Annotated in this window: 14 protein-coding genes; 6 read left to right on the forward strand and 8 right to left on the reverse strand. The window is 39.0% G+C overall.

Going from position 1 to position 13388, the window contains the following annotated elements; translation table 11 throughout:
• Positions 1 to 17 precede the first annotated feature (17 nt).
• Positions 18 to 551, reverse strand: a complete 534-nt coding sequence (locus SPD53_RS14775) for a hypothetical protein (RefSeq protein WP_336253026.1) — start codon at positions 549 to 551, stop codon at positions 18 to 20.
• 181 nt (positions 552 to 732) lie between these two features.
• Here SPD53_RS14775 and SPD53_RS14780 point away from each other — a divergent pair, with 181 nt between their 5' ends.
• Complete coding sequence (locus tag SPD53_RS14780; protein ID WP_232334480.1) at positions 733 to 1062, forward strand: PadR family transcriptional regulator; 330 nt, start codon at positions 733 to 735, stop codon at positions 1060 to 1062.
• The gene (locus SPD53_RS14785; RefSeq protein WP_156857796.1) at positions 1052 to 2254 is read left to right on the forward strand and encodes a DUF2812 domain-containing protein; all 1203 of its coding nucleotides are present in this window, start codon (positions 1052 to 1054) and stop codon (positions 2252 to 2254) included. Before SPD53_RS14780 ends, SPD53_RS14785 begins: the two co-directional genes overlap by 11 nt.
• A gap of 33 nt (positions 2255 to 2287) precedes the next feature.
• Here the strand turns inward: SPD53_RS14785 and SPD53_RS14790 are convergent, their stop codons facing one another.
• Complete coding sequence (locus SPD53_RS14790) at positions 2288 to 2956, reverse strand: RluA family pseudouridine synthase (protein ID WP_336253027.1); 669 nt, start codon at positions 2954 to 2956, stop codon at positions 2288 to 2290.
• Between the two features lie 384 nt (positions 2957 to 3340).
• Between SPD53_RS14790 and SPD53_RS14795 the strand changes: the two genes are divergently transcribed.
• Positions 3341 to 4150, forward strand: coding sequence for a DUF6612 family protein (locus tag SPD53_RS14795; protein WP_156857794.1), 810 nt, complete (start codon positions 3341 to 3343; stop codon positions 4148 to 4150).
• 47 nt (positions 4151 to 4197) lie between these two features.
• Here SPD53_RS14795 and SPD53_RS14800 read toward each other — a convergent pair whose 3' ends face one another.
• The 6 genes from SPD53_RS14800 to hmpA form a co-directional block, all read right to left on the reverse strand.
• On the reverse strand, positions 4198 to 5919 hold the full coding sequence (locus SPD53_RS14800) for a putative bifunctional diguanylate cyclase/phosphodiesterase (protein ID WP_336253028.1): 1722 nt from the start codon (positions 5917 to 5919) through the stop codon (positions 4198 to 4200).
• Positions 5920 to 5996: 77 nt separating this feature from the next.
• Positions 5997 to 6641: a peptidylprolyl isomerase gene (locus SPD53_RS14805; RefSeq protein WP_188859237.1), complete on the reverse strand. Its 645-nt coding sequence runs from the start codon at positions 6639 to 6641 to the stop codon at positions 5997 to 5999.
• Positions 6642 to 6712: 71 nt separating this feature from the next.
• Positions 6713 to 7963 carry a DNA polymerase IV gene (locus tag SPD53_RS14810; protein WP_188859239.1) on the reverse strand — a complete coding sequence of 417 codons (1251 nt, stop codon included), beginning with the start codon at positions 7961 to 7963 and terminating at the stop codon, positions 6713 to 6715.
• 464 nt (positions 7964 to 8427) lie between these two features.
• Entirely contained in the window at positions 8428 to 9741 is a 1314-nt protein-coding gene (locus SPD53_RS14815; RefSeq protein WP_336253029.1) for a serine hydrolase, read from the reverse strand.
• A 113-nt stretch (positions 9742 to 9854) separates the two neighbouring features.
• Positions 9855 to 10097 (reverse strand): helix-turn-helix transcriptional regulator, encoded by a 243-nt coding sequence (locus SPD53_RS14820; RefSeq protein ID WP_336253030.1) that lies wholly within the window; start codon positions 10095 to 10097, stop codon positions 9855 to 9857.
• 715 nt (positions 10098 to 10812) lie between these two features.
• Complete coding sequence (gene hmpA / locus SPD53_RS14825) at positions 10813 to 12039, reverse strand: NO-inducible flavohemoprotein (protein WP_336253031.1); 1227 nt, start codon at positions 12037 to 12039, stop codon at positions 10813 to 10815.
• A gap of 142 nt (positions 12040 to 12181) precedes the next feature.
• Between hmpA and SPD53_RS14830 the strand changes: the two genes are divergently transcribed.
• The 3 genes from SPD53_RS14830 to SPD53_RS14840 all read left to right on the forward strand — a co-directional run bounded on the left by SPD53_RS14830 (position 12182) and on the right by SPD53_RS14840 (position 13377).
• The gene (locus SPD53_RS14830; RefSeq protein WP_336253032.1) at positions 12182 to 12619 is read left to right on the forward strand and encodes an RrF2 family transcriptional regulator; all 438 of its coding nucleotides are present in this window, start codon (positions 12182 to 12184) and stop codon (positions 12617 to 12619) included.
• A 50-nt stretch (positions 12620 to 12669) separates the two neighbouring features.
• Positions 12670 to 12921, forward strand: coding sequence for a hypothetical protein (locus tag SPD53_RS14835; protein WP_188859242.1), 252 nt, complete (start codon positions 12670 to 12672; stop codon positions 12919 to 12921).
• 255 nt (positions 12922 to 13176) lie between these two features.
• Complete coding sequence (locus SPD53_RS14840) at positions 13177 to 13377, forward strand: cold-shock protein (protein WP_156857784.1); 201 nt, start codon at positions 13177 to 13179, stop codon at positions 13375 to 13377.
• Positions 13378 to 13388: the final 11 nt, after the last annotated feature.

The following is a 13388-nucleotide window of genomic DNA, read 5'->3' on the forward strand; positions in this document are numbered from 1 at the left end:
TGAGTAGATTAAACGGATTATAAATCGAACCCTGACTCATATGGAATGACATAAAGGATACCATTCTTCACTTCGATAACAAGTACACGGCTGCCTGCCTGGATTTCTTCCTTATCATAACTTGCTGCAGGCTTTGAGATTGTGCCACTTTTACTTTCTATGACAATTTCTCCATAACCATCAAGCGGGATAGAAAGGATTAATTTACCAACCCTTCCTTTTAGTGATTCCTCTGTATAACTTAATGATTCTTCTGCTGATTTCATCGGAATAAATACGAAGAGGTTCAGTACGGAAGTGAGTATAAATGCAATAACAACAGAAATGATGATAATAAGAACCGTTGATAGTAACGAGACAATTTCCATAATATAAGCGGAGGCAGAGAAAAATGTAATGAAAGCAAGAATCAATGCCGGATTAAAAAATGGTGTAATCTCCCCAAAAGCTTCTAAGAAATCTCCAAAAAATAAATAAAGAAACGTTAAGATACCCGAAAGGATAAGGATAATTAAATAAACATTTTCTATAGACGTACCGAATAGTTCCACATAATCCCTCCTTTCTTGCGCCTTACTCTATTTACGTTTTATCGTACCATATGGTTTCAGCTTTTTCATTCAGAATTTTAATTTCTAGAGAAAATACATATTGTAATCGGTTTACTCATCCCTTATACTATGTGTAACGATATATCGTGACGCGATATAGAGATGATGAAGGAATGATGAGATGGGGAAAAGACAAGAGAATCCGATGTCAGAAGCGATGTATTATATTTTGTTAGCTCTAAGGGAGCCTCTGCATGGTTATGCGATAATGGAAAAGGTCCATGAAATTTCCCGGGGAAGAATTGAAATGGGTCCCGGAACATTATATGGAATTTTAAAGCGCCTTGAAAAGGATAACTGGATTGAACTCGCTGATGCAAATGGCAGAAGGAAGATTTATAAAATGACTGCATTGGGTGAGCAGGCGTTGGAACAAGAATATGCTCGCTTAATGGATATGGTTGCAGATGGAAGAGCTAGAATGCTAGGGGGAGAATGTGATGAGCAGTAAAAGAAAAGTTAAATTGCTTATTTTTGATGAGTGGGAGCTTGAAGAACAGGAATCATGGTTACAGGATATGGCAGGAAATGGTTGGCATCTTGTTCATTTCACATTTGGGTTTGCAGAGTTTGTGAAGGGCGAACCTGCTAAAACCCAGTATCGCCTTGAAGTTGCTTCGAAAAATAGGCAATTGGAAGATGAGCAGATTGAATTGTATGAGGCAGCGGGCTGGGAGCATGTAACGTCGAGAAGATTTATTCATGTCTTCCGTGAAAAAAAGGCGGGTGAGACAGTTGAAATTCATACCGATCCAGTGATACAAGCTAGTTCGATTAAGCGTTTAAAGCGGAATATTTTAAGCCGTGGATTCACCATCACTTTTTTTACGATTTTAATCATAATTTCGCAAGGGTATCGATTTATCAATCCGACAAGTTATGATTTATTGGAAAACAATCTATTATCGAATATAATCTTTGCTCTGATCTATCTCTTACTAGCTGTATATATGATTCGAGGAATGATCCATATATCCCTGCTGATCAGGAAGCTTAAACGTAATGAAATGTTTAATCATGAAAAGCCTTATCGACGGAAAAAAATAATGAGAAAGGTATTCTTTTTTATTTATATAGGTTTGTTTTTGATTCTACTAATCTTTATATTCAATGAAACAAGACAAATGTCTCCTGAAAAAGCATATCCGGAAATTCCAGATAGCTCACTGCCAGTAGTAACGTTGCTTGATGTAGAGCAAGTACAACTTAAAAAGGTGAGTTTTCCCACTAATGGAATCGAGCGGAAACGCGAGAATCATTTCCTTGAACAGTCAAGTATTTTCGTGCCGAAACAAATTAAACTGGAACAGCGATTCACTATCCCTGCAAAAACAAAGGAAAACGATACGGTTCCTTATACAGCAAGCATCAGCTCTTACCGTTATGATGCGTTGACGGAATCAATTGCTAAAAAGTTAGTGGATGCTTTAAAAGATGAAAAAGGCTTGGAAGATTATGAAGAAATTCATTTGACAGGTTATGATGAAGCATGGATAGAAGAACAGAATAACTATATATCTATTATTGCACGGACCGAAAATACTGTCACCGATATCGGCTATACCGGGAGCGAACCTAGTAGGGTATTAATCGATCTGTTGGAGGAACAAGAGAAGGAAGAAGGAAAAGAAAATGAGACATAACTGTAGTTTGAGCTATGTCTCATTTTCTTCTTATTAAAACAAATTCCAAGGATATTCATTAGGTGGAGCGGCTGAGATTCGAATCTTCTCTTTTTTCGTTGGGTGAGGTAAAGCAAGCTCACTCGACCATAAAGCAATCTGTTCGCCAGGTTTATTTACATTCTCCCCGTATTTCTGATCGCCATATAAAGGGAGTCCCCGACTTGCAAGTTGAACACGGATTTGGTGCGGGCGCCCTGTATGGAGCGTAATTGCAAGCAAGCTTAGTCCTTTTTTCGTACCAAGTACTTCAAAATCCAGCAGCGCTCTTTTTGCCTCTTTATTCTCCCTCGTGGAGGTGTGGACGATATTTTTCTTTTTATTCTTCACAAGATAATCTTCCAAGTGGGCAAACTCTTTATCTGGCACGCCTCTTACAATCGCTAAATATTTCTTTTCCATCTCCTGCTTGCGGATAACGTCCGAAATTCGAGAAGCGGCTTTCGATGTCTTGGCAAATACCATGACACCGCCAACTGGTCGATCCAAGCGGTGAACCATCCCAACATAAACATTGCCAGGTTTATTATATCTTTCTTTAATATCGGATTTTACAACATTCAATAAATCAGGGTCACCTGTACGATCTTCTTGGACAGGTATATTTACAGGTTTAATAACAAAAAGTAAATGGTTATCTTCGTATAAAATTTTTAGATCCATGCTGATTTCCTTTCAACTGGTTATTAGTTCACATCATACCATATGTGAAAGGAAACTTCTTATAGTAGGGGGGTCATTTATTATTTCCGGTCCGAATTTTTACTTTTATCCGCTATATTACTCAAGGTCGTGAATTAATCCTTGAACCACTGATAATAATAGAATCATAGCATATATCGTAGAAATTCAGAGAACTTGTAATCCGTCCAAATAGACTGCCTCTACTAGGACTTTCGTTGGGAATATTTGAAATTCCGCTTTTTGCCCTGTTCAAAATAAAGAAAACAAGATATACTATCCTACGATTCCGCCAAAAAAGTTGAAACCTTTGATAAAAGTAATTCGTATCAAATGGTAGGGGAAAAAAGAAAGGGGATTATGATGTTGAAGAAATTTACAGTAGGTCTAGCTGTCTTGTTGATGGCCTTCTTAGCAGCTTGCGGTAATAGTGATGAAGCGAAGGAAGTCTATCAAAAAGCTGTCGAAGCTGGAGAGAAAATGGAAAGCGTTGAGATGGATATGGTGATCAACCAAACAATGGAGAGTGACGCGATGGAAGGTGAAATGGTGATGGATATGGATACAAAATCCGCCATGACAATCGATCCACTCGCGATGCACCAAACAGGTACAATCAGTATGGAAGTCGAAGGAATGCCAATTGAAACAGAGATGGAAATGTACCTCACAGATACAGATTTTTATATGTACGAGTCAATGTCAGAGACTTGGTTAAAAATGAGTGCAGATATGATGCCGACAGAAATGATGAATACGGACCAAACTGCACAAGACCAATTAGAAATGCTGGAGTCCTTTATGGATGATGTCGATTTCTCAGAAGAAGATGACTACTATGTATTTAAGTTTGAAGGAGAAGGCGATGAGTTTGCCGACCTTACCGAGGAACTTATCAAAGAGAATCTTGGTGAAGAAACATTTGCCGACTTAGGAGTAGAGATTTCCGAAGTACTTGAAGAAATGACAATTCATTCCATGTACTATGAACTCCATATTGATAAAGAAACATATGATACGACAAAAGTAATTACGAATATGGATTTTGATATTAACGCAGAAGGTGAATCCTTACGTATGAATCAAGAAATGACTGCAACATACACTGGAATTAATACAGTTGATGAGATTGCAGTACCACAAGAAGTAATCGATGAAGCTCAAGAAATCGAATAATGAATTGAAAAACAGCCAGCTGGGATTTTCCAGTCGGCTGTTTTTGGTTACTGCAGAGAATGATATAATTCTTCTATTCTTTCACTGTTTACCGGGCGGCTGAAGAAGTAGCCTTGTCCTTCATGGCATTGCTGCTCTTGGAGGTATTTAAATTGATCACTGTTTTCAATACCTTCTGCGATAATCCGGAACTGTAAGTTTTTGCCCATGCTGATAATTGTGTTGACAATAATTTTTCCATCCCTGTCTAGGTCATCGATAAAAGATTTATCGATTTTTAATGTATCAATCGGCAATTGCTTTAAGTAACTGAGGGAGGAATAGCCGGTACCGAAATCATCGATGGAAACCTTGACTCCAAGCTCTTGGAGATCATGTAATTTCTTTGTGGAATCCTCGATATCCAGTAAGGTGCCTTCCGTAATCTCCAGCTCTAAATAGGAAGCATCCAGTTGAGCTTCGTGGAGGATTTCCTTTAGATCAGCAATAAAATACGGATCACGGAATTGAAGTGGTGACACATTGACGGACACGCGTTGCAAAAATAGTCCTTGTTGCTGCCAGCTCATCATTTGATGACAGACACTATGAAGAATCCACTTTCCTACAGGTACGATAAGACCTGTCTCCTCTAGAACTGGGATAAATTCCATTGGAGAGACTTTGCCGAGTAACCGGTTATCCCAGCGAAGTAATGATTCTACGCCAACAATTTTATTTGTTTTCAAATTAAATAATGGTTGATAAACAAGGGAAAATTCATTACGCTCCAATGCGTCTGTAACTTCAAGTTCAATTTGATAATCCCGATCCAGCTCTCTAATCTGATTATCTGAATGGAATTGAAAATTGTTTCTACCTTGCTTTTTAGCGTGATACATCGCTGTGTCCGCTTTTTTTACAAGATCTTCAAGCGCAGTAGTTGCATCCCTTTCTGCTAGGAAAGGATGCCCAGAACTGATTCCGATGCTTGCTGTTAGGAGCAGTTCATGATAATCGATTCGGACAGGTTCCCGGATGGTGTGAAGAATTTGATTTACCAGCCGATTTGTATCTTCTCTAGAATGGTTCTCTAATAGGATAATAAATTCTTCACCGTCATAACGGAAGATGAGCGACTCCTTTCCCACGCATGTTTCCAACCGTTTTGCCAAGGTTATGAAGACTTGGTCCCCAATATCCTGACCGAAATTATCATTAATGGTTTTAAAACGGTCAATATCAATAAAAAGAATTGTGATTTTGGTATCGGCTGGGTGCTGTTTTTCCGTTACCCATTTCTTCATATAATTCCGATTTGGAAGGTTTGTCAGAGGGTCAACATAAGCTAGGTTTTCCATCATTTGCTCATACTCTTTACGTTCGGTCATTTCACGCTGGATTAGCACGTAATGGGCTTCTCCAGTCGCGGCGTCGGACGTAGGGGAGAGATTTGCTTCCACCCAATAATAGGTCCCGTCTTTCTTCTGCTGTCTTATGTCACCCCTCCATTTTCGCTGATTATTTGCAGCTTGGTTAACAAGTGTTGAAAAGTCATCAGGGAAAATATTTGTCAACGCATTTCCTAACAATTCTTCCTGCGTATATTGGGTGACTTCTGTAAACCTTTTATTGACATACTGAATGATACCTTGATGATTGAATATAATAATCATTGCTAAGTCGTTGATTGCTTTTTCAATTTCGTGTTGGAATTTGAACTTTATCTGATCCAGTTTTTTAGATGTTTCATTCATATGACTTTCCTCACTCTTTTCACTGATTTTCATCGTGATTATGTTTATAGTATAACTGTACTATATGTGAAACGGGCTGTCTGTGACAATTAGTTAAACCTTCATAATTACTATTCGGATAATACATTTGGCTCGGGATAGTCATAACCTTTCGTATCGACTTCAACTGTCTTCATCACTTGGTCTTCAAAAGGCTTATCCAGTTCATCTCGGTCAACTGAAACAATCTGATCGACGACTTCCATCCCCTCCGTCACTTTACCGAAACCAGCATAGTCACCATCCAATTGTGAGGACTTTTCTACCATAATAAAGAATTGGGAACCAGCGGAATCCGGTGATTGTGATCTTGCCATAGATAGTACGCCCCGATCATGTTCTAAATCATTATCAAAGTTGTTGGAGGAAAATTCTCCGGCAATCGAATAGCCGGGACCGCCCGTGCCAGCGCCATCTGGGTCACCGCCTTGAATCATAAATCCAGGGATAACCCGGTGGAAAATGAGTCCATCATAAAATCCATCTTCGACTAGGGAAATGAAGTTTGCGACGGTATTCGGTGCAATTTCCGGATATAATTCCAGTATAATTTGTTCGTCATTCTCCATCGTAATGGTGACGACCGGATTCTCTTCCACGTCATTTGGATAAGCAGTTGTATCATCTGCAGTTTCTTCGGCTGGAGCTTCTTGTTCACCACAAGCAGTTAAAATTGCGGCAAACAGAAAAATAGTGAGTAAGAAGTGTTTTTTCATCGTCTATTCTTCCTTTCGCTGTTTGAGTAGTTAGACATCCAACTTATTATAGCACGTTACACAGCGTTGGTTTAAGCTTGATGACCTCCGATTTTTTTGCTTCGGTCGAGGAGAATGCCTGCTTCGGTGTAGCTCGAGGCTCGCAGGATGGAAGTGGATCCGTATTTATCACGGATGGCGTCCATGACATAACCGATATTATTTTTCTTTAAGCGATCTTCAAATAAATCAAGCTGAATATCTTCATGATCATAAAGATTACCAAGGGTTACATATACGTGGCGGATGTAGCTGCTTCCGTCATAAAATTTTTGGAAAAGCTGCATACAGACCTCATACATATCCATCGTTACATTGGTCGGGCGTTCGATGCTTTTCGAACGAGAAAACCCACCTTTCTTTTCTGAGGAGTAGGAAATACTAAGACTAATCGTTTTTCCAGCTTGATTAGCAGTGCGCGCACGCCGGCAGACTTCTTCACATAAATCCAAAATACATGTCGCGACTTCCTTTTCCGTATAGTCTCGGAGCAGGGAGATGCCATGTCCGAATCCTTTTTGCTCCGTCTTGGTGAAGTTGCCGTAAACGGGGCTTAAATCAATACCCCAAGCATGCGAGTAGAGTTGCTCACCCATAATACCGAAGCGTTTTTTTAGTTGATTCAAGTCATAGCGGGCGAGCTGACCAAGTGTGACAATCCCCATGCGATTCAGATTGCGTTTCATGCGGCTGCCAATTCCCCAAATTTTTTCAATTGGAAAAGGCCAAAGTTTCTCTTCTACATCTTCATAGCTGCATTCAGCGATTCCTTCTTTCTTTGCGTGAAGATCCATGACGACTTTAGCGAGAAATTTATTATCACCAATTCCGATTGCAGCAGTAAGTCCAAAGCTTTCCATAATTTCTGCCTTTATTTTCTCGGCAATTTGGCGCCGGTCACCGAATAGTCGCTCAAGTCCATTGACCGTCACCCATATTTCATCAATGGAATATGGGTGGATGGCTTCTTTTGGTGCATAATTATGGATTAGCTTTGTAATTTCCAAGGATACATGTAAATAATCGGCCATTCGAGCAGGAACGATATGAATATCCGGATCATCAGGAAGTTCGAAATAACGGCTAACATTACTGATGCCATATTTTTCTTTTAAGGCAGGAGAGGCGGCGAGCACAATACTTCCTGGCCGCTTTAAATCACCGACAACGGCAAGCATTGTTTTCATTGGGTCAAGATTACGTTTTACCGCTTCAACACTTGCGTAAAAGGAGCGCATATCGATACATAGAATGTCATTTCGCGGATAAATTGAATAATCCATCGTAGTCCACCACCTAATAGAAACATTTGTTCTTATTATAAGTAGTTTACTAAACGTTAGCAATGGTAAAATCCGGCCAAACAAAAACCCTGCCGAATTATTCGGTAGAGAGGGATCATGCTTTTTTATTAATTTTGCCCTGTCAAGCGTCATTGGGGTATCAAGATCGATGAGAAATAAGGCAAGCGTTGTATCGGTAGTTGCTGTGAGCAATGGAAGGGGTTCGTCGAGGTCCGTGACTGCTTCATATTTTTCAAGGATCAGATTTCCAATTGTAGCTTTACATAAAAATGGTTTTAATCCTTGATAGACGGGGATAGTATTTTATCCGGAAGAATTCGTTTAATCGTGAAAAAGCCTGTATAAGAGGTTGTTATGGCTCGTTGTTTCTCCTCCATACTTTATCCTTATAATAAGTATGGAGGAGAATGATAAAGACGGCAATGAATTAGCTTGAGACGGGATTAGGATTGTTCCTCTAGCGCTTGTTTAACTTTTAATCGGTATTCGTCACTGCCAATTAAGTTCACCTCGAAAGAATTGATGTTATGCTGCAACAATCTGTTTTGCCATCGAGTGAGGTCATCCGTAAATAAAACGATTTCTATGTTTTCACCGTCAAGGTTTTCTGCGTAAAGTGTATCATTCAGGATAAATGCGGTTGACCCACCTTTTGATCCGAGATGAGCGTAATAGTCCTGATTCGCTTCATTCATTTCCATTGGCCATTCCATTAAATCTCGCATGATTGCAGCGGCTTCAGTCGGTAGTTCATCATTAGATATAATCGATAATAGATTTCCGTAATCCTTGGCAGACGCACCGATTAATCGGTCGGACCAGACTCTTTGAACGGCGAGTGGCAAATCAAACGAATAAGATTCGATATCAATTGTACCTTCTTTCATCTGATTGCTGAAATCAATTGCAAGTTCCCGGTAACGTTCCATCGGTATTGCTTCCAGTTCGTTGACGATATCATCGGTGTTCATGGAATCGTCAGCAACATATTCCGGAAAGAGAAGGGGACTGACCAAAGGATAGACCGGTTCATGATGGATAAGACCAAGAGATTCAATCCGATCATTAACTGCGGAAATCCCTAGCAGGTGAAGCAGGTAGTCGGTATTTGCATTCGAACTGTATGTAATCATTCCTTTAGCAACTTCATGAAGAGGTACTTGCTCATCCTTTATCTTACCTGCCGTATGGATGGATTCGAGCCAGGTTTCATGTGCAAATCCATCCGTACCTTCAAAATAGAAACGGTTTAAATCTGCAAGAGGGACAAGCTGATCTTTATCCAATTCACCAGCTTCTACTTGCATCGCATATTCCAAGGCAATAATTATTTTAACGGTACTTGCAAGTGGATGCACAATATCTGATTGATAAGCAATGACTTCTTCACCATTTTTTACGACATAGAGCGAAGTTGTTTCCGGATTATCTTGTAGATGATGGAGGACATAATCTGGATTATCACGGAAAATATAGAAGAATGCAGTTCCGATAACGATAATAATTCCGCCATAGATAATGAGGCGTTTCTTTGTATATGTCTTTTTATCCAAGAGGATATAGACTACCGCACCAAGGATAAAAGCTAATAAATAATCTACATTAAAAAGTAATACAGCAATAATAATGGCAAGTACAATTGCATTCATGATTACTGCTTCCCGAATTTTTTCTTTCGTTCGTTGTTTTTCACTCAGGAGTGGGAGAAGAGTGAGGATAACAGTTCCAGAAAGCCCAATCCAAGCCCAGATATTCATATAGACACGTTCCTTTCTCTACTAATTAATATTTCCTTCTTAGTACGCTTAAGATACTTGCATGAAGAATCATTAAACCAGAGATTAAATACCAGATAACTAATTTGTATGTTTCATAGTCGAAATGTTGAATGAATTGATCGTATAATTCGATTAGCAATCATCCTAACGACACCAAAGAAAAGGGCAATATCAAACGCTAATTTCAAAGAGGGGTTATACCTGTTTTTCTCAAGAGAAATAATCGTTTGCCGGCTTACCCCTAATTGATTTGCAAGCTCACGCTGGGATAATCCCCTTTCCGCTCTTAATACAACAATTCTGTTATTTATTTTTCTTTTTTGGTTAAAGGACATATCCATTCACCTCTTCTATAGTTAAGGTAACATGTTTTTTACATAAGGTAACTTATTTTTTACCTTTAGTATAAAAAAAGTTACAGAGCGTAATTGTAAAAGCTGCGGATTACTTTCATTCGGTGTAAGTGCACTTTTGTCTGGTTACTCCAAGATAGAAAAACAGGACGGGCGCAGAAATGGGAGAATAAAAACTCGTTTATTTCTTATTTGGATAAGAAGGGCGCGCGAATAGGAGAGTAAAGTCATTTTGTTTTCCCGATTAGGCAAGTTGAGGGAATGAATGGGAGAATAAAGCCGTTTGTTTTCCCATTCCGTCATACCGGGTGCGCTGAAAGGAAAATAAAGCCTGTTTGTTTTCCCATTCTAGCAGACTGGGTGCGCTGAAAGGAAAATACAGCCTGTTTGTTTTCCCATTCCAGCAGACTGGGTGAGCTGGAGGGAAAATACAGCCTGTTTATTTTCCCATTCCGTCATACCGAGTTCGCTGAAAGGAAAATGCAGTCTGTTTGTTTTCTCATTCCGGCAAGCCGAGCGCATTAACAGGAAAATAATACCCGCATCTTTCCATCCGAGCAGAATGAACGCACTAACTAGAGAACAAAACAATTATTCTTCAAATCAGCCGGGAGAGAGGGGGGGAAAAGAAAAAAATCCCGGCTACTGTGTAAGATGGGCAGTAGATGGGATTCTCTGATTATTTATGATGGTGAAATTAATTTGTAATATCTTCTGCGGGTCCGAAGATTTCAAAGTGAATATCTTCTTCAGCAACGCCGTATTCTTTTAAGATTTTATAAGCGGCACGCATAAAGCCTTTTGGTCCGCAGAAATAATAGGCAGCATCTGTCGTTGGGAGGATTGTGCTTAACCATTCGGTATCAATATGTCCTAATTTATCATATTGATCATCTGCTTCCGGGCTATCGTAGACGACATAGCTTTTTACATTGTTATGGGATTCTGTAATTTCGCTCACACGGTCTTTCATTGCATGCACATTACCATTTTGTGCAGCGTGAATATACGTAACTTCACGTTCTGGCTGTTCCTTGATCACTGTTTCAAGCATACTCATCATTGGAGTAAGTCCGACGCCACCACTTAATAAAATGAGTGGACGAGTATCTTCTGTATCAAGATAGAATTCTCCAGAAGGTGCACTAATGGAAAGTACGCTTCCTTCCTCAACATGTTCATGTAAATAAGAGGACACAATTCCAGCTGGAGTATCTGCAGTACCATCTTCTCGCTTCACGCTAATACGGTATTGCCCTTCGTCTGGCGCACAAGATAAGCTGTATTGACGTTGGTGCGTGTATGGTTCTCCTTCGATATCAACTTTTACGGTAATGTACTGACCCGCCTTGTAACTAGGAAAAGGGTTTCCGTCTGCCGGTTCTAGATAGAACGACGTAATAACATCACTTTCTTTAACTTTTTTCATTACTTTAAAATCACGGTAATCAATCCAACCGCCTGTCATTTTCTTCGTTTCTTCATACATTTCTTTTTCAACGGATATAAATACATCTGCAATCACACCGTATGCTTTTTCCCAGGCATCGATGATTTCATCGGTCGCAGCGTCTCCAAGCACATCTTTAATACCAAGAAGCAGATATTTACCGACGATTGGATAGTGTTCCGGCTTGATGTTTAGACTCTTATGTTTATGCGCAATCGATACAACAGTTGGTAAGATCGCTTCCAAATTATCGATGTTTGCTGCAGCTGCATAAACCGTATTTGCCAAGGCTCTCGGTTGATCCCCGTGTCGTTGGTTTGTCTGGTTGAAAATGTTTTTTAGTTCTGGATGATTTTCAAACATTAATTGATAGAAACGTGTTGTAATTTGTTCACCATGTTCTTCTAATACTGGTACAGTCGCTTTAATAATATTTCGGGTTTCTTCAGTTAAACCTGTAGTAGTTGTTGCCATAATTTAAGCACTCCCCTTTAAAAGTTTAAACATGTATTTTGAATACATGTTTATTGTATAATTAATGTACCTACTGTATCAATAGGGAAAACCGAACTTATGTTACAATAATGTGAAAGTATTTTTTTAAGGAGAAACGAATATGAATCTAAAAAAATATACAGATTACGGGCTTCGTGTTCTATTATTTGCTGGGATGAAAGAGAATGAAGAACTGGTAAACATTAAAGAAATCTCGGAAGTATTTAACATCTCGCAACATCACTTGGGGAAAATTGTCCACGAATTAAATAAGCTTGAGTTGATTGAAACAATTAGAGGTCGAAATGGCGGAATCCGTCTAGCAAAGCCTGCAGAAGAAATCAATATTGGTATTGTTGTCAGGCAGCTGGAGAATGACTTTAATATGCTCGAATGCTTTGAAAAAGGTCAAAAACATTGCGTCATCGAACCGGGCTGCACGTTAAAGCATGTAGTCAACCGGGCATTACATGCATTTTTTAAAGTACTTGATGAGTATACGTTGAAAGATTTGATTCATAATGAAGAGGAATTGAAGGAATTGATGGGGATTCGGTGAGAAAGAGGGAAAGTCACCGCTAAGGGTTTCTCTTCATGGGGGTGTATGCTATGTCTCTTCCAGATAAAATCATTAAAGAAATTGACATGTTGAATGAGAAGGATAGACAAAAGGTTCTTGATAAAATTAAAGAAAAGTATATGTTCCAGAAAGCTGCTCACTCGGTAATGATTGGATCCCACCTAGATTTCGCACCATATGCAACAGAATCGATTTTATTGGAAGGAAATTATGAAAGAGACATTATAAATAAAATGAAGGAACTGGTAAAAGCATATAATGAAGTTGAAATGGAGTATTAGTCATTATAATAATTTATCGAACGATTATACCTTGAGAAGAACGGGTTGAAATAGAGTTTGAACCAGATTGAATACTATATCTAAAAAAGAATAGTATCTTTTTTGGGTGACATGTGTTACACTTAGGTTACTTAATTGTTCGTGCTAGCAATACAGGATTTATGTCAAAACATTATAACGTTTATCATCATCTTGAATTATTATCAGAACAACCAAAGTAATAAACGTGCTTGATGCACAATGGAGGAATTTCATATGAACACAGGTTCAGTAAAATGGTTTAACGCAGACAAAGGTTTCGGTTTTATCGAAGTTGAAGGTGGAGACGATGTATTCGTACACTTCTCAGCAATTCAAGGTGATGGTTTCAAAACTTTAGACGAAGGTCAACAAGTTTCTTTCGATATCGAAGAAGGTAACCGTGGACCACAAGCAACTAACGTTGTTAAATCCTAATTTATAAAAAA

This window comes from Oceanobacillus sp. MO10714A, from assembly GCF_037072045.1.
GTDB classification, from domain to species: Bacteria; Bacillota; Bacilli; order Bacillales; family Amphibacillaceae; genus Oceanobacillus; species Oceanobacillus indicireducens.